Consider the following 21,054-nt stretch of genomic DNA (forward strand, 5'->3'; position numbering starts at 1 on the left):
TCTAATCTGCTTTTTAAAAGGGGAAAAAGGATGTAAGCAGAGATTATTTATTTTACATATGGAAATAATTTACGCTTTTATTTCAGGCTGATGAAAGATAATTAAAAATAAATAAAATCAGGAATATAGATAATTTATTTATCTTGCCCGGATTTTTTCCCCGGCTTCGCTGTCCTATAAAAATCCCCCGTGAGACTTTCCTTAAATTAAGCTTAATTTTTGCTTTTTCACGCCGTGCGTTTATTTATCTGGCGTTTACTTTTCTGCTCCTACAATCCGCCCATTCAACCATAATGGGATAGCACGCATGACCACACTATTAATAACGGGCGCAACGGGTTTTCTGGGCGGAGCAGTATTAGAAAAAATCCTGCAGCGTAATGAAAAGGTCAATTTACTGTTGCTGGTGCGCGCCGCCGATCGCGAAACCGGGCTGGCACGCATTGTCACGAATATGCGCAAATTTAATCTCAGCGAGGCGCAGCTTGCCGCCCTCACCGCCGGGCAGATCCTCTGCGGTGATTTGGGCGAGCCGGAGAGCTTTCTCGACGATCCGCGCCTTGAGCAGGTCACCCATGTAGTCAACTGCGCGGCAGTGGCCTCATTTGGCAGCAATCCTCTGATCTGGAAAGTGAACGTGGAAGGTACCCTCGCCTTCGCGCGCCGGATGGCGCAGGTAACGGGTTTGCAGCGCTTCCTGCATGTTGGCACGGCGATGTCCTGTACTCCGGAGCCGGATTCGCTGGTGGCGGAGAGCGCAGAGTTCCGTGAAAACGCGGAGCACCTTGTGGCGTATACCCACTCCAAATCGACCATTGAACAGCTGATGCGCCAGCACTGCCCGCAGCTGCCACTGGTTATCGCCCGTCCCTCTATTGTGGTTGGACACACATGCCACGGCTGCCAGCCGTCGACCAGTATTTTCTGGGTCTTCAGTATGGGGCTGATGCTGCAAAAATTTATGTGCTCGCTGGAGGATCGCGTAGATGTGATCCCGGTTGATTACTGTGCTGATGCCCTGCTGATGCTGCTGGAAAAAGAGATGGCGCACGGGGAAGTGGTGCATATCTCTGCCGGGGAGGAGAACAGCGTGCGCTTTGCGGATATCGACAGTGCGATGGCGCAGGCGCTGGAGAAAGCTCCGATTGCCGATAACTACGCGCAGGTGAGCTATGAAACGCTGGTGAAGATGCGCCGCGAGCTGAAGGATATCTTCGGGCCGTGCAATGAGCGGCTGATGCTGAAAGCGATGCGGTTATATGGTGCCTTCGCCACGCTTAACGTGCGTTTCAGTAATGATAAGCTGCTGAGCCTCGGCATGCCTAAGCCGCCGCGCTTTACCGACTATATCGCCCGCTGTGTGCAGACGACGCGTGGTTTGACGATTCCGCAGCAGATGGAAGTCGATTTTAAGTAAAAAAAATGCCAGTCATTCGACTGGCATTTCTCTAAGACAAAAGCGCAGGGATTATGCCTGGCCTTTGATCTCTTTACGACCGTTGTACGGTGCTTTTTCGCCCAGCGCTTCTTCGATACGAATCAGCTGGTTGTACTTAGCAACGCGGTCAGAACGGCTCATGGAACCGGTTTTGATCTGGCCAGCCGCAGTACCTACCGCCAGGTCAGCGATGGTTGCGTCTTCAGTTTCGCCAGAGCGGTGAGAGATAACGGCAGTGTAGCCCGCATCTTTCGCCATCTTGATTGCAGCCAGAGTTTCGGTCAGAGAACCGATCTGGTTGAATTTGATCAGGATGGAGTTAGCGATACCTTTGTCGATACCTTCTTTGAGGATCTTGGTGTTGGTTACGAACAGGTCGTCGCCCACCAGCTGGATTTTGTCGCCCAGCACTTTGGTCTGGTATGCAAAGCCGTCCCAGTCAGATTCGTCCAGGCCATCTTCGATGGAGACGATCGGGTACTGTTTGGTCAGCTCTTCCAGGAAGTGAGTGAACTCTTCAGAAGAGAAGGCTTTGTTGCCTTCGCCAGCCAGCACATATTTGCCGTCTTTGTAGAATTCAGATGCTGCGCAGTCCATCGCCAGGGTGATGTCTTTGCCCAGTTCGTAGCCTGCTGCTTTTACCGCTTCAGCGATAACAGCCAGCGCTTCGGCGTTGGAACCCAGGTTCGGCGCGTAGCCACCTTCGTCACCCACAGCGGTGTTCATGCCTTTAGACTTCAGCACTTTCGCCAGGTGATGGAACACTTCAGAACCCATGCGGATCGCTTCTTTAACGCTGGAAGCGCCAACCGGCTGGATCATGAATTCCTGGATGTCGACGTTGTTGTCAGCGTGCTCGCCGCCGTTGATGATGTTCATCATCGGAACCGGCATGGAGTATTTGCCCGGGGTGCCGTTCAGTTCAGCGATGTGCTCGTACAGCGGCTGGCCTTTAGAGGCAGCAGCAGCTTTCGCAGCAGCCAGGGAGACCGCGAGGATAGCGTTGGCGCCGAAGTTAGATTTGTTCTCAGTACCGTCCAGATCGATCATGATCTTATCGATGCCAGCCTGGTCTTTGGCATCTTTGCCAAGCAGCGCCTGAGCAATCGGGCCGTTAACTGCGCCAACTGCTTTGGTTACGCCTTTACCCAGGAAACGGGATTTGTCGCCATCGCGCAGTTCCAGCGCTTCGCGGGAACCAGTGGAAGCACCTGACGGAGCGGCAGCCAGACCAACGAAACCACCTTCCAGGTGAACTTCTGCTTCAACAGTCGGGTTACCACGGGAGTCGATGATTTCACGACCGATGACTTTAACGATTTTGGACATTAGGTTTTCCTCAGTACAAGTTAAACTAAAACTCCAGACAACAATGCACCCGTCGGGGTGCACTGTCTTTGTATATTTTACTTCGCCTGGCGCTTTTGATACTCGCTGGCGGCTTTCACAAAGCCGGCAAACAGCGGATGTCCGTCACGCGGCGTAGAAGTAAACTCCGGGTGGAACTGGCAAGCGACAAACCACGGATGGTTCGGCACTTCGATGATCTCGACCAACTGATCATCCCCGGAACGGCCCGCAACGCGCAGGCCCGCAGCTTCAATCTGTTTCAACAGCATATTGTTGACTTCGTAGCGATGGCGATGGCGCTCAACAATCGTTTCTGAGCCATACAGCTGGCGAACCAGGCTCTCATCGCTAAGCTGGCACTGCTGCGCGCCAAGGCGCATGGTGCCGCCGAGATCGCTCTTCTCAGAACGCTGCTCAACGTTGCCCTCTTCGTCACGCCACTCGGTGATCAGCGCCACAACCGGGTACTTACAGTCTGGCACAAATTCCGTGGAGTTGGCGTTCTCCATCCCGACAACGTGGCGCGCATACTCAATCAACGCAACCTGCATACCCAGGCAGATGCCGAGGTAAGGAATATTGTTTTCACGCGCAAAACGCGCGGTGGCGATCTTGCCTTCTACGCCGCGGTAGCCGAAGCCGCCCGGGATCAGAATGGCATCGAGGCCTTTGAGGATCTCAACGCCGCGCGTCTCAACATCCTGCGAATCAATCAGCTTGATGTTGACGGTTACGCGGTTTTTCAGACCACCATGTTTCAGCGCTTCAATCACCGATTTATAGGCATCCGGCAGCTCAATGTACTTGCCGACCATACCAATCGTGACTTCACCTGACGGATTCGCTTCCTGGTAAATCACCTGCTCCCATTCGGCGAGATTCGCTTCCGGGCAGTCTAAGCTGAATCGTTTACAAATATAATCGTCCAGCCCCTGCGATTTCAACAGGCCCGGGATTTTATAAATGGAATCGACATCTTTCAGAGAAATCACTGCTTTTTCTGGAACGTTACAGAACAAAGCAATTTTGGCTCTTTCGTTGGCCGGAACGGCGCGATCGGAGCGGCAAATCAGGATATCTGGCTGAATACCGATGGAGAGCAGCTCTTTCACAGAGTGCTGAGTCGGCTTGGTTTTCACTTCACCGGAAGCGGCCATGTATGGCACCAGCGTCAGATGCATGTAGAGAGTGCGCTCGCGGCCCACTTCTACCGCCATCTGGCGGATCGCTTCGAGGAATGGCAGGGATTCGATATCACCGACAGTACCGCCGATCTCAACCAGCGCAACGTCGTGGCCTTCGCCGCCGGCAATAATGCGCTCTTTGATGGCGTTGGTGATATGGGGGATAACCTGCACGGTCGCACCGAGATAGTCGCCGCGGCGCTCTTTACGCAGCACCTCGGAGTAGATACGGCCGGTGGTGAAGTTGTTGCGACGGGTCATCTTGGTGCGGATGAAACGCTCGTAGTGACCCAAATCAAGATCGGTTTCTGCGCCATCTTCGGTAACGAACACTTCACCATGCTGGATAGGGCTCATTGTGCCCGGATCGACGTTGATGTACGGATCCAGTTTCATCATGGTGACCTTGAGGCCACGGGCTTCAAGAATAGCTGCCAGGGAGGCTGCGGCAATGCCTTTACCCAGAGAGGATACGACCCCGCCGGTCACAAAAATATAGTTCGTTGTCATGCTGAACCTGAGAAGTTAGGTTTAAAAGACGGTGGAATAACCAGGACGGGAAAGCAGTATACCGGATGATGAGTTGCGCCACAAACTTTCATTCCCCCTCCCCTTCTCTCTTCAGGCCGCATTAGCGTTAGCTCTCTTGGCTGACGCCGCTTGTACAACAATTCTGAACGTTTACTGATTCGTGCTGTTGCCGCCCGGAAGCCCTAAGGATAAGCCGAAGCGGCGTTAGCGGAAACGTTTCAACAAACGTAATGAGTGTGAAAATAGCCCCTTTCCAGCAAATGTTTTTGACGCAAATCAAGCGCTTGCTATTTAAAAAATCACACAAATCGCGCTTGTTACCACAAATGCCTTAAAGATCATGTTCCTGGCGCTTTACCTGCTGCCAGATAGTTTCCATTGTTTCCAGATCTACGCCGGTCATTTCCAGGCCGCGCTCCTGAACCAGCCTTTCAACTTCGCGGAAGCGGCGCTCAAATTTGAGGTTCGCTTTTTGCAGCGCCACTTCCGCTTTAACGCCCAGATGGCGGGAAAGATTAACCGTCGCGAAAAGCAGATCGCCCATCTCCTCTTCTACCCGCGCCTGGTCGACAACCGCCTGTTTGGCTTCGTCCATCACTTCGTCGATCTCTTCATACACTTTGTCGAGCACCGGGCCGATGGTGGTCCAGTCAAAGCCCACGGTTGAGCAGCGCTTCTGGATTTTGTGGGCGCGCATCAGCGCCGGTAGGCTGTGGGGAATATCATCCAGCGCCGAGTGCTGCGCTTTCTCTGCCCGCTCGGCGGTTTTGATCTGCTCCCAGCGCTCAAGCACTTCGGCACTATTGCCCGCCTGCGCGTCGCCAAAGATATGCGGATGGCGGCGCTCCAGCTTGTCGCTGATGGCGGCGCAAATATCGTTGAAATCAAAACGCCCCTCTTCTTGCGCCATCTGCGCGTAGAAGACCACCTGGAAGAGCAGATCGCCCAGCTCGCCGCGCAGATCGTCGAAGTCTTCGCGCGAAATGGCGTCCAGCACTTCGTAAGTCTCTTCCAGCGTATAGGGCGCGATGGTGGCGTAAGTCTGCTCTTTGTCCCACGGGCAGCCGGTTTGCGGGTCGCGCAGCCGTTGCATGATCCCGAGCAGACGATCGATTTGTGTCATGAAAAATCCTTGCTAAAAAGCGATCCTCCCAAGGAGATGGGAGGATCGGGTGAAGAGACGATCAGCCGCCGTGCAGGCGACGGGCGTCGATAACGTCAGGCACCTGATTCAGTTTGCCAAGCACGCGGCCCAGCACCTGCAGGTTGTAGATTTCGATATTCATATCGATAGTCGCCAGCTGCTCGCGGGTGTCGCTACGGCTGGCAACGCCCAGCACGTTGACCTTTTCGTTGGCGAGAATGGTGGTGATATCGCGCAGCAGCCCGCTGCGATCGTTCGCCGTGACGCGCACCACCAGCGAGTAGCCCGCCGAGTAGCTTTCACCCCAGACGGCATCCACGATGCGCTCCGGCGCGACGTTACGCAGCTCTTCCAGCTGATCGCAGTCGGCGCGGTGAATCGAGATGCCGCGCCCCTGGGTGATAAAGCCGACGATTTCGTCGCCCGGGATCGGCTGGCAGCAGCGCGCAATGTGGTGCATCAGGTTGCCAACCCCTTCCACTACCACGCGCCCGTTGTCTTTGCTGCGGTTCTGCGGCGCGTAGGTCTTCTGCTGCAACTGCTTGAGCGCAGCGGCATCCTGCTCCTCGGCGCTCGGCTTGTTGAACTGCGCCTGCAGGAAGTTGACCATCTGGTTAAGGCGAATATCGCCGCCGCCAATCGCCGCCAGCAACTCGTCCAGCTCGTTGAAGTTGTAGCGCGGCAGCAGGTGTTTTTCCGCCTCTTTCAGGCTGATGCCGAGGTGCGCCAGCTCGTCGTCGAGGATCTGGCGGCCGGCAAGAATGTTCTTGTCGCGATCCTGCTTGCGGAACCAGGCGTGGATCTTCGAGCGCCCGCGGCTGGTGGTGACATAGCCGAGGTTCGGGTTGAGCCAGTCGCGGCTCGGGTTCGGCTGTTTCTGGGTGATGATCTCAATCTGATCGCCCATCTGCAGCTGATAGGTGAAGGGCACGATGCGGCCGCTGATTTTCGCGCCGATGCAGCGGTGACCGACATCGCTGTGAATATGGTAAGCGAAGTCCAGCGGCGTGGAGCCAGCGGGCAGATCCACCACATCGCCTTTTGGCGTAAAGACGTAGACCCGGTCGTCGAAGACCTGGCTGCGCACTTCGTCGAGCATCTCGCCGGAGTCCGCCATCTCTTCCTGCCAGGCAATCAGCTTACGCAGCCAGGCAATGCGATCTTCATGGGCGGAACGCGCGCCGGTCGCCGTCGCGGTGCCCTCTTTGTACTTCCAGTGCGCGGCAACGCCCAGCTCGGCATCTTCGTGCATCTGGCGGGTACGGATCTGGATCTCAACGGTTTTACCGCCCGGCCCGAGCACCACCGTATGGATGGACTGGTAACCGTTCGGTTTCGGGTTGGCGACATAGTCATCAAACTCATCCGGCAGGTGGCGGTAGTGGGTATGCACAATCCCCAGCGCGGCGTAGCAGTCCTGCAACCGTTCAGCGACGATGCGCACGGCGCGGACATCAAACAGTTCGTCGAACGCGAGATGCTTTTTCTGCATCTTGCGCCAGATGCTGTAGATATGTTTCGGGCGGCCATAGACTTCGGCTTTGACGCCTTCGGTCTTCATCTCGGCGCGCAGGTGGCCAACAAACTCATCAATGTAGTGTTCGCGATCGATACGGCGCTCGTGCAGCAGCTTAGCGATGCGTTTGTACTCTTCCGGGTGCAGGTAGCGGAAGCAGTAATCCTCCAGCTCCCACTTCAGCTGGCCGATACCTAAGCGGTTCGCCAGTGGCGCATAGATGTTGGTACACTCTTTCGCCGCCAGCACGCGCTCGTCTTCCGGCGCATCTTTCACTTCGCGCAGATGGGCGATACGTTCAGCAAGCTTGATGACTACGCAGCGGAAATCATCCACCATCGCCAGCAGCATGCGGCGGACGTTATCCACCTGTTCGGAGGAGACGGAATCGGTATGAGTCGCTTTTAACTGGCGGATGGCGGCCATGTCGCGCACGCCGTGGATCAGCTCAACCACCGCCGCGCCGACATTTTCGCGCAGCACCTCTTCGCTGACCACTTCCGCATCGGCGAGCGGGAAGAGCAGCGCAGCGCGCAGCGTGTCGGTGTCCATACTCAGCATCGAGAGGATCTCCACCATCTCGATACCGCGTGAAAGCAGGATCTCCGCCTGCGGATGCCCTTGAGTTTGACGCAGACAATAAGCCCAGGTTTCGGTTAAGCGTTCACACGACGGCTGACTGGTAATGCCCAGACTGGCGATCCATTTGGCCGGATCGAATTCACCCGCTTTGTTCAAATGCGCACTGCGTACCGCAACCATTGTCCTCTCCTTTCAGGGACCGGGCCTGCCGAATTCGGCAAGCCGAAATTAATCATTTGTGTTTCACAAACAACACCATCGATTCCAGGTGGCCAGTGTGCGGGAACATGTCCAGCATCGCCAGCCGCTCAATCTGGTATCCCGCACTCAGCAGCGCTTCACTGTCGCGCGCAAGCGTGGCGGGATTACAGGAGACGTAGACCACCCGGCCCGGCGACAATTTTATAATATGCTGCATGACACCCGCCGCGCCCGCGCGCGCAGGGTCGAGTAAAACTTTGTCAAACCCCCGGCTCGCCCACGGCTGTTTTGTAACATCTTCCTCCAGATTTTCGTGAAAGAATGTCACATTGTGCAAACCATTCTGTTGCGCGTTCTCCTGCCCTTTCGCCACCAGTTCGGCAACACCCTCCACGCCAACCACTTCCGCCGCGCGTTTCGCCAGCGGCAGCGTGAAGTTCCCCATCCCACAGAAGAGATCGAGAATGCGGTCCTGCGGCTGCACATCAAGCCACTCCAGCGCACGGGCGACCATCTGCTGATTTACGCCATCATTGACCTGGATAAAATCCCGCGGGCTGAAGTGTAAGGGTAGCCCGTCAGAAGCGTAGCAGGGAGTCTGACCAGTGATCTGCTCAACAATATCGCTTTGTGGCGCGAGATAAAGCGCCAGATGATGGGAATGCGAAAAGCGTTCCAGTTTTGCTCTGTCGGCGGCGTTTAACGGTGCCGTATGGCGCAGCACCATCAGCGGGCCATTATCCGCGTCGACCAGCTCGACATGCCCAAGCTGGCGAGCGCCGCTTAATTCCGCCAGGCAGTCGCGCAGCGGTGTGAGCAGTGCCTCAAGACGGGGCACCAGCACCGGGCATTGTGTGACATTGACGATATCGCTGTCGCCCGCTTTGCGAAAACCCATCTCCAGACGCTGCGCTTTCGGCTGCCAGCTCAGGCTTAAGCGCGCGCGGCGGCGGTAACCCCACGGCTCACCGGCGATCACATCGTCGACATCCTGCTTCATCAGGCGTGCCAGCGCGGCGCGTTTGCTGCGCTGTTGCAGCTCAACGCTGGCATGCTGCTGCTGGCAGCCGCCGCAGACGCCAAAGTGCGGGCAGCGCGGCGCTACGCGCTCCGGGCTGTCGTTCAGCCGACGGCTCACTTCGCCGCGGGCAAACTGGCGTTTATCCTCTTTGAGGATAATTTCCGCCGTCTCTGCGGGTAACAAACCGGCAATAAACAGCGCTTTACCATTATGACGCGCCACCCCCTGCCCAAACGGGTCAAGGTCGTTTACTGTTACGGTTATTTTTTGACGAGTCGTCACTCGTCGTTTTGCAGAGTAGAATTGCGCCATTGCGGTGAAAAATCTCAATTACTGATCCATGGCCCCATTCTCCCATAACGGAATTCCATGACCAACTACAGCTTGCGCGCACGCATGATGATTCTGATTCTGGCGCCCACCGTACTTATCGGTGTGCTGCTCAGCGTCTTTTTTGTCGTCCATCGCTATAACGATTTGCAGCGTCAACTGGAAGACGCCGGTGCCAGCATTATTGAGCCGCTGGCGGTCTCCAGCGAATACAGCATGACGTTGCAGGATAAAGACGCCATCGGCCAGCTGATTAGCGTCCTGCACCGCCGCCACTCCGATATCGTGCGGGCCATCTCGATCTACGACAATAAGAACGCGCTCTTCGTCTCGTCGAACCTGCAACTCGAGGGCGATTCCCTCAAGCTGCCCGCCAATCAACCCTTCCCGCGCAAGCTGAGCGTCACCCGGCGCGGCGATGTGATGATCCTGCGCACGCCGATCCTCACCGAAGGGTTTGCGCCCGCCAGCTCCTCGCTGCCGGCGGATAAAATCACCGGCAATCTGCTCGGCTATGTGGCGCTGGAGCTGGATCTCAAATCGGTGCGTTTGCAGCAGTACAAAGAGATCTTTATCTCCAGCCTGATGATCCTCTTCTGTATCGGCATCGCGCTGATTTTCGGCTGGCGGCTGATGCGCGATGTCACCAGCCCCATTCGCAATATGGTCAATACCGTCGACCGCATTCGCCGCGGCCAGCTCGATAGCCGCGTCGAAGGCTTTATGCTTGGCGAACTGGATATGCTGAAAAACGGCATCAACTCGATGGCGATGTCGCTGGCGGCCTATCACGAAGAGATGCAGCACAATATCGACCAGTCCACCTCCGATCTGCGCGAAACGCTGGAGCAGATGGAGATCCAGAACGTTGAACTGGATCTGGCGAAAAAGCGCGCCCAGGAAGCGGCGCGTATCAAATCCGAGTTTCTCGCCAATATGTCCCACGAGCTGCGGACGCCGCTTAATGGCGTGATTGGCTTTACCCGCCTGACGCTGAAATCGGAACTGAATCCTACCCAGCGTGACCATCTGCTGACCATTGAGCGCTCAGCCAATAACCTGCTGGCGATCATCAATGACGTACTCGACTTCTCCAAGCTGGAAGCGGGCAAGCTGATCCTGGAGAGTATCCCCTTCCCGCTGCGCAGCACGCTGGATGAGGTGGTGACGCTGCTGGCGCATTCGGCCCACGATAAGGGGCTGGAGCTGACGCTGAGCATCAAAAACGATGTGCCGGATAACGTGATTGGCGATCCGCTGCGCCTGCAGCAGGTAATCACCAATCTGGTCGGCAATGCGATCAAGTTTACGGAAAACGGCAATATCGACGTGGTGGTGGAGAAGCGCGCCATCAGCAATAACAAAGTGCAGGTGGAGATGCAGATCCGCGATACCGGCATCGGCATTCCAGAACGCGATCAGTCGCGGCTCTTCCAGGCGTTTCGTCAGGCGGACGCCAGTATTTCGCGTCGCCACGGCGGCACCGGGCTGGGGCTGGTGATCACTCAGCGGCTGGTCAATGAGATGGGCGGCGATATCTCCTTCCACAGCCAGCCCAATCGCGGTTCGACTTTCTGGTTCCATATCAATCTCGATCTTAACCCGAACGCTATCAGCGAGATGCAGCCGACCCGCTGTCTGGTCGGCAAACGCCTGGCCTACGTGGAGCCAAATGCGACGGCGGCGCAGTGTACGCTCGATGTGCTGAGCGAAACGCCACTTGAGGTGATCTACAGCCCGTCGTTTTCCGCGCTGCCGCAGGCACACTACGACATGCTGTTGATGGCGATCCCGGTGACCGTGCGCGAGCCGCTGAGTATGCAGCATGACCGCCTGGCGCGTGCCGCGGCAATGACTGACTACCTGTTGCTGGCGCTGCCGTGCCATGCGCAGGTTGACGCCGAATCGCTTAAACAAGATGGCGCGGCGGCCTGTCTGCTTAAACCGCTCACCTCGACGCGCCTGCTGCCTGCGTTAACCGAATATTGCCGCATCACACGGCTGGCGGAACTGCCCGCGCCGGATGAGAGCAAATTGCCGATGTCGGTGATGGCGGTGGATGATAACCCCGCCAACCTGAAGCTGATTGGCGCGCTGCTTGAGGATCAGGTTCAGCAGGTGGAGCTGTGCGAAAGTGGCCAGCAGGCTCTTGAGCGGGCGAAGCAGATGCAGTTCGATCTGGTGCTGATGGATATTCAGATGCCGGAGATGGACGGGATTCGCGCCTGCGAATTGATTCGCCAGCTGCCGCACCAGCAGCAGACGCCGGTGGTCGCCGTCACCGCCCATGCGATGGCCGGGCAGAAAGAGAAGCTGCTTAGCGCCGGGATGAATGACTACCTGGCGAAGCCGATTGAGGAGGAGAAGCTGCGTAACCTGCTGCTGCGCTACAAGCCCGGCCACAGCGTCGGCGCATGGCTGACGCCGCTGGAGCCGGAAGCGGATCAGACGCCGCCGGTTATTACCGTGGATGATGAAACGACGCTCGACTGGCAGTTAGCGCTGCGTCAGGCGGCGGGGAAATCGGATTTAGCGCGCGATATGCTGCATATGCTGGTCGAGTTCCTGCCGGAGATCCGCAATATGGTTGAAGAGCAGTTAGTCGGTGAAGCGCCCGCCGGGCTGGCGGAGGGGATCCATAAATTGCACGGCAGCTGCGGTTATAGCGGCGTACCACGCCTGAAAAAGCTCTGTCATTTGCTTGAGCACCAGCTGCGCAGCGGCGTGCGTGCCGAAGATCTGGAGCCGGAGCTTCTCGAATTGCTCGACGAGATGGATAACGTAGCGCGCGAAGCGCACCGGTTGATTGGTTAAGCGCGATCCCATTGCCGGATGGCGCGTAAACGCTTATCCGGCCTACGCGGTTTCAGCAGCTTCGTGACCGTAGGCCGGATAAGGCATAGCCACCATCCGGCAAAACCAAAACCAAAACCGCAGGCATATGGCACCCGTAGGCCGGATAAGGCGCAGCCGCCATCCGGCAAACCCAAAACCCCCGGCATATCGCACCCGTAGGCCGGATAAGGCGTAGCCGCCATCCGGCAAACCCAAAACCCCCGGCATATCGCACCCGTAGGCCGGATAAGGCGTAACCGCCATCCGGCAAAACCAACCCCCCGGCATGCCGCACCCGTAGGCCGGATAAGGCGCAGCCGCCATCCGGCACAACCACCCCACAGGCATATCGCCCCCGTAGGCCGGATAAGGCGCAGCCGCCATCCGGCAAAACCAAAACCCCAGGCATACCGCACCCGTAGGCCGGATAAGGCACAGCCGCCATCCGGCACAACCAACCATCAGGCATCCGGCAATCCTTACCGCAACCCTTGCCCCGCTTTTAATACCGCCGCCACATTGCGGGCGGTGAGGCGCACATTCTCCCCGGCGTTGGCTAATGCCTCGTCGAGGGAGCAGATGCTGTAAATCACGCTGAACACCGCGTCGATGCCGTGATCGTGCACCACGCCAACATCGGCGGTCAGGCTACCGGCAATGCCGATCACCGGAATATCATACCGTTTGGCGACCTTCGCCACGCCGACCGGCACTTTGCCGTGCACGGTCTGGCTGTCGATTCGCCCTTCGCCGGTGATCACCAGATCCGCATCAGCCACGTGCTTATCCAGCGCCAGCGCATCGGTCACAATCTCAATCCCCTGGCGCAGCTCTGCTCCACAAAAAGCGTACAACGCCGCGCCCATGCCACCCGCCGCACCGCCGCCGGAGAGCGTTAACACATCGCAATCGAGATCGCGGGCAATAATCTGCGCGTAGTGCGCCAGCGCTTTATCCAGCCGCGCAATCATCTCCGGCGTTGCCCCTTTTTGCGGGCCAAACACCGCCGAGGCCCCCTCTTTACCGGTAAGCGGATTGGTAACATCGCAGGCCACATCGATCCGGCACTGCGCCAGGCGACGATCCAGCTCGCTAATATCAATGCGCGCCAGGCGCTCCAGCGCCGCGCCGCCTGCGGCGATCTGCTCCCCCTGCTCATCAAGAAGCTTTGCGCCCAGCGCCTGCACCATACCTGCGCCGCCATCGTTGGTCGCGCTGCCGCCAATGCCGATAATGATCTGTTTCACGCCCGCATCCAGCGCATGGCGGATCAGTTCCCCGGTCCCCCATGAGGTGGTGATTAACGGATCGCGCTTCGCCGTGGGCACGCGCTCCAGCCCGCTTGCCGCCGCCATTTCGATAAACGCCGATTGCTCATCGCCGGAGAGGCCATAAAAGGCGTCGGCCTCCTCGCCGAGCGGCCCTTTAACCGTCACCTTCACCACCCGCCCCTGGGTGGCGGCGACCATCGCTTCTACCGTCCCTTCCCCGCCGTCCGCCACCGGGATTTTCACGTACTCAGCGTTGGGGTACACCTCGCTAAACCCCGCTTCAATGGCGGTCGCCACCTCCAGGGCCGTTAAACTCTCTTTGTAGGAGTCCGGTGCGATGACAATTTTCATAAGCCGTCCTTACGCATATTCACCACGGTAAGCATACACCTTGCCGGCAGCGGGAAATGCCAGCCCCCGCAAGGAGTGGCAATTTCATTAACGCACCATGCAGGGACGCTTGTTATCAAATTTCCAGTCGGGGATCAGGTACTGCATGCCCATCGCATCGTCGCGCGCGCCGAGCCCATGCTTTTGATACAACTCGTTGGCCTTCATCACTTGATCCATATCCAGCTCAACGCCAAGACCCGGCGTGGTTGGCACCTGCACCATTCCGCCTTTGATTTCAAACGGCGCTTTGGTCAGGCGCTGGTTGCCCTCCTGCCAGATCCAGTGGGTATCGATGGCGGTGATCTTGCCCGGCGCAGCGGCGGCGACATGGGTGAACATCGCCAGTGAAATATCGAAGTGGTTATTAGAGTGGGAACCCCAGGTGAGGCCAAACTCATGGCACATCTGCGCCACGCGCACTGAGCCCTGCATGGTCCAGAAGTGCGGGTCGGCCAGCGGAATATCGACCGATTGCAGCGACAGGGTATGGCCCATCTGCCGCCAGTCGGTGGCGATCATATTGGTAGCGGTCGGCAGCCCGGTGGCGCGGCGGAACTCCGCCATCACTTCACGCCCGGAGAAACCCTGCTCGGCCCCGCACGGATCTTCGGCATAGGCGAGCACGCCTTTCAGCTGCTTGCCGATGGTGATTGCTTCATCGAGCGACCACGCGCCGTTCGGATCGAGGGTGACGCGCGCCTGCGGGAAGCGTTTTGCCAGCGCGGCAATCGCTTCCGCCTCTTCCATCCCGGCCAGCACGCCGCCCTTCAGTTTGAAGTCGTTAAAGCCATATTTCTCATAAGCCGCTTCTGCCAGGCGCACCACGCGATCCGGCGTCATCGCCTCTTCATGGCGGATGCGATACCAGTCACATGCATCATCGGGCTGGCTCTGGTAAGGCAGCGGCGTCTTTTTGGCATCGCCGACAAAGAAGAGGTAGCCGAGCATCTCTACCTCGCTGCGCTGCTGGCCTTCGCCGAGCAGGGAAGCGACGTTCACGCCAAGGTGCTGACCGAGCAGATCGAGCATCGCCGCTTCGATACCCGTGACCACGTGAATAGTGGTGCGCAGATCGAAGGTTTGCAGCCCGCGCCCGCTGGCATCGCGATCGGCGAAGGTGTTGCGCACGCTGTTGAGCACATTTTTGTACTCGCCCAGCGTCTTCCCAACCACCAGCGCGGCGGCCTCCTCCAGCGTCTGGCGGATCTTCTCCCCGCCGGGGATTTCGCCGACCCCGGTATGACCGGCGTTATCTTTAATGATCACGATATTGCGGGTGAAGAAAGGCGCGTGCGCCCCGCTCAGGTTCATCAACATGCTGTCGTGACCGGCAACGGGAATAACCTGCATCGATGCCACAACGGGCGTGGAACTGTAAGTACTCATAATTGTGTCCTTTTGCTCTTTTAATGCCGTCCAAAAACGGGGCGTTTTTTATCAAACGTCCAGCCAGGAATGAGGTACTGCATCGGGCCGGCGTCGTTGCGCGCGCCGCCCGGCAAGGTTTTATAGAGTGCGTGCGCTTTCTCAATTTGCGCCCAGTCCAGCTCAACGCCAAGCCCCGGCGCGTCCGGCACGGTGATTTTGCCCTCGCGGATCTCTAAAGGCTGCTTCGTCAGGCGCGCGTCGCCCTCCTGCCAGATCCAGTGGGTATCAATCGCCGTTGGCGTGCCTGGTGCTGCGGCGGCGACATGGGTAAACATCGCCAGCGAAATATCGAAATGGTTGTTGGAGTGGCAGCCCCAGGTTAAGCCCCAGTCGTCGCACAACTGCGCGACGCGCACCGCACCGGAGAGGGTCCAGAAGTGCGGATCGGCGAGCGGAATATCGACCGCGTTGAGCATTACCGCGTGGCCCATCTCCCGCCAGTTGGTGGCGATCATATTGGTGGCGACCGGCAGACCGGTGGCGCGGCGAAACTCCGCCATCACTTCGCGCCCGGAGAAGCCCTGCTCCGCGCCACAGGGATCTTCCGCGTAGGTCAGCACATCGTTCAGCCCTTTACAGAGGCGGATCGCTTCGTCGAGCAGCCACGCGCCGTTGGGATCGACGGTGATGCGCGCATCGGGGAAGCGTTTTTTCAGCGCGCGCACGGTGTCGATCTCCTGCTCGCCCGGGAGCACGCCGCCCTTCAGTTTGAAATCTTTAAAGCCGTAACGATCCTGTGAAGCTTCGGCAAGGCGCACCACCGCTTCGCTGCTCATCGCCTCCTGATGGCGCAGCCGGTACCACTCGTGGCTGCCCGGCGTCGCGTCCAGATAGGGCAAATCGGTTTTCGTGCGATCGCCGACGTAGAAGAGGTAGCCGAGCACGGTAACGGCATCGCGCTGTTTGCCCGGCCCCAGCAGTTCGCACACCGGGACGTTAAGGGTTTTACCGAGCAGATCGAGCAGCGCCGCTTCCAGCGCTGCCACCGCGTTAACGCGCAGTTCAAAGGTCCAGGCACCGTTGCCGAAGGTGTCGAAATCCGCCGCCTGGTTGCCTTTGTGCACCCGCTGCACCACTTTGTTCAGCCGGGCGATCTCTTGTCCCACCACCATTGGCGTGGCATCAACCAATGTTTGATAAATCACCTCGCCACCCGGCGCTTCACCCACGCCGGTGTGCCCGGCACTGTCCGTCAGCACCACGATATTGCGGGTGAAGTAAGCGTTATGCGCGCCGCCGATATTCATCAGCATGCTGTCGTGCCCGGCAACCGGGATCACCTTCATGTCGGTGATGACGGGCGTGGCTTGTGTATTCATCATTCGCGTCCTGTTACGGGTTTAAGTTCGATGCGTTTGATATTGCCCACCAGCACCAGGTAACTGAGCACCGCCACCAGCGCATGAACGCCAACGTAAATCAGCGCGCCGTTAAACGAGCCGGTGGTGCCGACGATGTAGCCAATCGCAATCGGCGTGACGATGCCGGAGATATTGCCGAACATATTAAACAGGCCGCCGCTCAGACCGCTGATCTCTTTCGGCGCAGTATCCGCCATCACCGCCCAGCCGAGCGCGCCGATGCCTTTGCCGAAGAAGGCCAGCGCCATAAAGGCGATAATCAGAGTTTCCGAATCGGTGTAGTTACAGAACACCATACTCATCGAGAGCAGCATGCCCAGCACGATCGGCGTCTTACGCGCCACGTTCAGCGATCCGTAGCGGCGCATTAACCAGTCAGAGATCACTCCGCCAAGCACGCCGCCGACAAAGCCGCAGATCGCCGGGATCGAGGCGACAAAGCCCGCTTTCAGGATCGACATGCCGCGCGCCTGCACCAGATAGACCGGGAACCACGTGATAAAGAAGTAGGTTAAGGCGTTAATGCAGTACTGCCCGAGATAAACGCCGATCATCATGCGCGAGGCGAGCAGCTGTTTGACCTGCCCCCACTTCTGCGAAAAGGGCACTTTCTGCTGGGGGTTCTTCTGATCCATATTGATCAGCGCCCCGCCCTCGGCGATGTACTCCAGCTCCTTTTTGTTGACGCCCGGATGCTGGTTCGGCTCGTGGATCATTTTCAGCCACAGGAAGCTGATGAAGATCCCAAGCCCGCCCATAAAGAAGAAGACGTGCGACCAGCCCACTTCGTGGGTCAGCCAGCCCATAATCGGCGCGAAGATCACCGTGGCGAAGTACTGCGCGGAGTTGAAGATGGCGACCGCCGTGCCGCGCTCCTGCGCCGGGAACCAGGCGGCAACGATGCGGCTGTTGCCCGGAAACGAGGGGGCTTCTGCCAGGCCGACCATAAAGCGCAGCGTAAAGAGCGCGATGATGATGCCAAAGCCGCTGAAGAGATCGACGAACCCTTGCAGCAGGGTAAAGAGTGACCAGGTGAAGATGGACCAGAAGTAGACGCGTTTTGAGCCGAAGCGGTCAAGCAGCCAGCCGCCCGGGATCTGACCAATCACATAGGCCCAGGAGAAGGCGGAGAAGACATAGCCCATACCGACAGGATCAAGGCCGATAGCCTTGGACATTTCCGAGCCAGCAATCGATAGCGTAGCGCGATCGCCGTAGTTGAAGGATGTGACGATAAATAGCATCACCACGATCCAGTAGCGGGCATTTGTGCGCTTTTCAGCGCCGCTCGCCGCCTGGCTTAATGCACTCATGGTTGTACTCCCGAAGCATAGATGTTCTTTTCAACATGCATCCTGTACGGCGCAACCTGTAGGGGTAGACAGAACGCTGTCGCTCTTTTTATGCCGCGGCCCGTCGCGTTTTCACTCCACGGCGGGCGGCTTTATTAACTGGCTCAAGGAGTATAAAAAGCGGCCTGGTAACTCTCACCGTGCATCAACACAACATTCGGCGGCAGCTCAGCGCGGGTTTGGGGCATTAGCCCAGGGCGATGGGGGGTATTTCACGAAAATTGAAACAGACGATAAACGGCGGGGTAAAAGCGCGGGTCAGGTGCGAAGAGTGTGAATGGCGTCGCTTGACGGTTAATAAAAAGAGGCTAACCCTCCCGGCGAGCGGGAGGGAAACGGGCTTATTTCAGCAGGCTTGCCCACTGCTCAACCCACGGGTTGGAGACGCTTTCCGGCTCCGGATCTTCGCTGGCGTCAATCAGCAGTACCTCGCCGATGCGCTGCGCGCCCTGCTCCTGCAACAGCGCATCAAATTTTTTCCCGCCGCCGCAGAAGTGGCTGTAGGTGCTGTCGCCCAGCGCAATCACGCCGTAGCGCAGCTCGGGCTGGTAGCCGACGGTGTCGCGCAGGTAGTGAAACAGCGGCGCGATGCTGTCCGGCAGATCGCCCTGGCCAGTAGTGGAGGTAACGACCAGCGCGTAGTTGCCTTTGTTGCTCTCCCACTGCGCCGCCTCAGGATCTTCATACACCTTTGCCGTGTGGCCCTGGGCTTCTAAAATCGCCTGCGCTTCTTCCGCTACCAGCAGCGAATTGCCGTACATCGTGCCGACAAAAATGCCTATATTCGCCATGCTTATCACTCCTTGCGTGATTCCAGATTGCCCTCATCCTGACCGCTGAGGCCGCTAAACTCAACCCTTTCATTCTCAGGGAGAGGGCCCCGCCAGCCGAACTGATCCAGCGCCTGCATCCACACCGCATCGAAGCCGGCGCGCAGGGTCAGCGCCTCGCCGGTAAACGGGTGCGTAAGGCTTAACTGGCTAGCGTGCAGCATCAGGCGGTTAAGGCCGAAATGCGCCGCCGCGCTGCGGTTTTGCCGCAGATCGCCATGCTTGCTGTCGCCAATAATCGGGTGGCGCAGATGGGAGAGATGACGGCGAAGCTGATGCTTGCGCCCGGTTTTAGGCTCCAGCTCGACCAGCCCATAGCGCGTAGAGGGAAACTTACCGATCGCGACCGGTAATTCGGTCGTCGCAAGGCCGCGATAGTGGGTTACGGCAGGCTGCGGCTCTTTGTCGGTGCGGGCGAATTTATCCGCCACTTTGTCCAGCTCTTCCACCAACGGATAGTCGAGCAATGCCTCCTCCATCAGCCAGCCGCGCACGATGGCGTGGTAGCGCTTCTGCATCTGGTGCTGCTCAAACTGCTGGGATAAACGCCGCCCCGCTTCGCTGGAGAGCCCCATCAGCAGAACGCCGGAAGTCGGCCTGTCGAGACGATGGGCGGTAAAAACATGCTGCCCAATCTGGTCGCGCACGGTCTGCATCACCACCACTTTTTCATCGCGGTCGAGCCAGCTGCGATGCACCAGCCAGCCGGAGGGTTTGTTGACGGCGACCAGCCACTCATCCTGGTAGATTATCTCCAGCATCAGTGGTTTTCGTCGCTAAACAGCGCGTCAAGCTGCTGGAGATGAACCAGCATCGCATCGCGGGAGGGGTGTGTCGCCTCAAGGGCCATTTCGTAATAGGGCGCGATAGCAAACGCCTGCGGCAGCGCCTGCTTGCTGTCGAGCAGCGCATGCATACGTGGGATCAGCACCCACTGCAGCCACTCAAAGGGTGCGAGGGTGTCCATGCAGAAGGGTTGCGTGCTCTCAAAGGCGCTCAGCGCCGGGGCAGTGGTTTGCCAGAGATCGTGCTCGCGCAGCTGCGCTTCAATCAGCTGAAGCTGCTGGCGCACGCGTTGATGTTGAGTCATAAAAGCCCCCGTTTAATCAGACTGGCGCGCAGCATAGCAAAGAGCGGGAGAAATAAAAAAAGGGAGCACTGTAAAAACAGTGCTCCCGGTTCGTTTCGCAGCTATCCGGCTACCCGTGTGCTCCCTGCTCATCCATGAAAACTTTTCCTGCGGTCTCCTGACCCGTTCATCCTTAAACAACGCATCATGCTCACACCACCCCGATGTGACCTGGCCTTATCCTTAAAGCGTGTCCTGGATCCTCCTGATCTACCGTCCATCCTGACCGGCTCTCATTCTCCGTCCTGGAGGTGTCCTTTAACGCACTCCGGCGATATCCTCTCACTTCGTCCTGAAGTCTGTCCGTGAAGCACCTTCCCGGTGTGTCCAGAAACAACATCATCCTGATGTACGTCTCTTAGTCAGACTCCGTGTCGACAAGAGATAGAATTACGTATTCCGGCCGGTCTTACAAGGAGACTTAACGACAAAGCTCTGCCGTAATACGCCATTGACCCCAGGGATTATCGTATTAACATCATGATTTCTAATTGTTTAAATAAAGATAACTCACGTGAGTTATAGAATACGAACAGCCGATCTCCTACAGGCTCTGTAAGAGATCTCTCACACAGGATGTAGGCGATGGGCTTACACGACGGGTTCAAGCTGGGTGAGGAAAGTGGGCAGATCGCTGGCCAGACGCGTGCGTTTACGTGTCCCGAGCGTCTCCTGCATCACCTCACCGCTCAGGTTACAGACTGAGATGACATCCAGCTCGCTATCGAGCGTGGCAATAAAAAGTGTAGGCGATAATTTGAGCCTTTTCTGCGTCACCAGGTGCCCAATCAGATTTTCCTGTACCCGGACAAAATCCGCTTCGCTCCAGGTTTGCAGCAGCGTCAGGCTGATATTGCCCAGCCGCGCGGTCATATCACCGGCAAACTGTGTGGTATAAAACGCATGGATCGGCGGTTGTACCACAATCTCCATCGCCTGTTCAACGGGGTGGACATTCTGCTGTGCCGTAAAGGGCTGCGGCTGCCAGAAAACGGCATCTTCGGTAGAAGAGATAATGCAGGGCGAAGGGACGCCATACAGATCTTCACTCTGTGGCCAACTGCCGTGCGCCGCATGCCACGCATCGCAATAACGTTCCGTAAAGGCTTTCAGCGCCTGAGCCGTCTCTTTTTCCACCGATTTCTCTCTTTACTTAAG

15 protein-coding genes are annotated in these 21,054 nt (G+C 57.8%); 2 read left to right on the top strand and 13 right to left on the bottom strand.

Annotated features, from left to right (window positions below; all coding sequences use genetic code 11):
* The first annotated feature begins 307 nt into the window (after positions 1-307).
* Positions 308-1,417 carry an SDR family oxidoreductase gene (locus tag N7V53_RS06055; RefSeq protein WP_076769426.1) on the top strand — a complete coding sequence of 370 codons (1,110 nt, stop codon included), beginning with the start codon at positions 308-310 and terminating at the stop codon, positions 1,415-1,417.
* Positions 1,418-1,468: 51 nt separating this feature from the next.
* Here N7V53_RS06055 and eno read toward each other — a convergent pair whose 3' ends face one another.
* From eno to rlmD, 5 genes are all read right to left on the bottom strand, one after another.
* Positions 1,469-2,767, bottom strand: coding sequence for a phosphopyruvate hydratase (eno, locus tag N7V53_RS06060; protein ID WP_023479467.1), 1,299 nt, complete (start codon positions 2,765-2,767; stop codon positions 1,469-1,471).
* A 77-nt stretch (positions 2,768-2,844) separates the two neighbouring features.
* Positions 2,845-4,482 (bottom strand): CTP synthase (glutamine hydrolyzing), encoded by a 1,638-nt coding sequence (gene pyrG, locus N7V53_RS06065; protein WP_023479487.1) that lies wholly within the window; start codon positions 4,480-4,482, stop codon positions 2,845-2,847.
* Positions 4,483-4,834: 352 nt separating this feature from the next.
* The gene (mazG, locus tag N7V53_RS06070; RefSeq protein ID WP_042717641.1) at positions 4,835-5,626 is read right to left on the bottom strand and encodes a nucleoside triphosphate pyrophosphohydrolase; all 792 of its coding nucleotides are present in this window, start codon (positions 5,624-5,626) and stop codon (positions 4,835-4,837) included.
* Between the two features lie 61 nt (positions 5,627-5,687).
* The gene (relA, locus tag N7V53_RS06075) at positions 5,688-7,925 is read right to left on the bottom strand and encodes a GTP diphosphokinase (protein ID WP_023479480.1); all 2,238 of its coding nucleotides are present in this window, start codon (positions 7,923-7,925) and stop codon (positions 5,688-5,690) included.
* 52 nt (positions 7,926-7,977) lie between these two features.
* The gene (gene rlmD / locus N7V53_RS06080) at positions 7,978-9,279 is read right to left on the bottom strand and encodes a 23S rRNA (uracil(1939)-C(5))-methyltransferase RlmD (RefSeq protein WP_279792740.1); all 1,302 of its coding nucleotides are present in this window, start codon (positions 9,277-9,279) and stop codon (positions 7,978-7,980) included.
* Between the two features lie 57 nt (positions 9,280-9,336).
* Here rlmD and barA point away from each other — a divergent pair, with 57 nt between their 5' ends.
* Complete coding sequence (gene barA / locus N7V53_RS06085) at positions 9,337-12,111, top strand: two-component sensor histidine kinase BarA (RefSeq protein WP_279792661.1); 2,775 nt, start codon at positions 9,337-9,339, stop codon at positions 12,109-12,111.
* Positions 12,112-12,611: 500 nt separating this feature from the next.
* Here barA and N7V53_RS06090 read toward each other — a convergent pair whose 3' ends face one another.
* From N7V53_RS06090 to syd, 8 genes are all read right to left on the bottom strand, one after another.
* Positions 12,612-13,754: a glycerate kinase gene (locus N7V53_RS06090; protein WP_279792663.1), complete on the bottom strand. Its 1,143-nt coding sequence runs from the start codon at positions 13,752-13,754 to the stop codon at positions 12,612-12,614.
* 87 nt (positions 13,755-13,841) lie between these two features.
* The gene (gene gudD / locus N7V53_RS06095) at positions 13,842-15,182 is read right to left on the bottom strand and encodes a glucarate dehydratase (RefSeq protein ID WP_279792665.1); all 1,341 of its coding nucleotides are present in this window, start codon (positions 15,180-15,182) and stop codon (positions 13,842-13,844) included.
* A 20-nt stretch (positions 15,183-15,202) separates the two neighbouring features.
* The gene (locus N7V53_RS06100; RefSeq protein WP_279792742.1) at positions 15,203-16,543 is read right to left on the bottom strand and encodes an enolase C-terminal domain-like protein; all 1,341 of its coding nucleotides are present in this window, start codon (positions 16,541-16,543) and stop codon (positions 15,203-15,205) included.
* Positions 16,543-17,898: an MFS transporter gene (locus N7V53_RS06105; RefSeq protein WP_023479481.1), complete on the bottom strand. Its 1,356-nt coding sequence runs from the start codon at positions 17,896-17,898 to the stop codon at positions 16,543-16,545. Before N7V53_RS06105 ends, N7V53_RS06100 begins: the two co-directional genes overlap by 1 nt.
* Positions 17,899-18,278: 380 nt before the next feature.
* Entirely contained in the window at positions 18,279-18,728 is a 450-nt protein-coding gene (locus tag N7V53_RS06110) for a flavodoxin (protein WP_023479490.1), read from the bottom strand.
* Between the two features lie 5 nt (positions 18,729-18,733).
* The gene (gene truC, locus N7V53_RS06115; RefSeq protein WP_279792667.1) at positions 18,734-19,528 is read right to left on the bottom strand and encodes a tRNA pseudouridine(65) synthase TruC; all 795 of its coding nucleotides are present in this window, start codon (positions 19,526-19,528) and stop codon (positions 18,734-18,736) included.
* Positions 19,528-19,857, bottom strand: coding sequence for a YqcC family protein (locus N7V53_RS06120; RefSeq protein ID WP_054804275.1), 330 nt, complete (start codon positions 19,855-19,857; stop codon positions 19,528-19,530). The genes truC and N7V53_RS06120 overlap by 1 nt, the downstream gene beginning before the upstream one ends.
* A gap of 630 nt (positions 19,858-20,487) precedes the next feature.
* Entirely contained in the window at positions 20,488-21,033 is a 546-nt protein-coding gene (gene syd, locus N7V53_RS06125; protein ID WP_279792668.1) for a SecY-interacting protein, read from the bottom strand.
* Positions 21,034-21,054 lie beyond the last annotated feature (21 nt).

Origin of the sequence: Kosakonia sp. HypNH10 (genome assembly GCF_029850615.1) — a bacterium.
Lineage (GTDB): Bacteria > Pseudomonadota > Gammaproteobacteria > Enterobacterales > Enterobacteriaceae > Kosakonia > Kosakonia cowanii.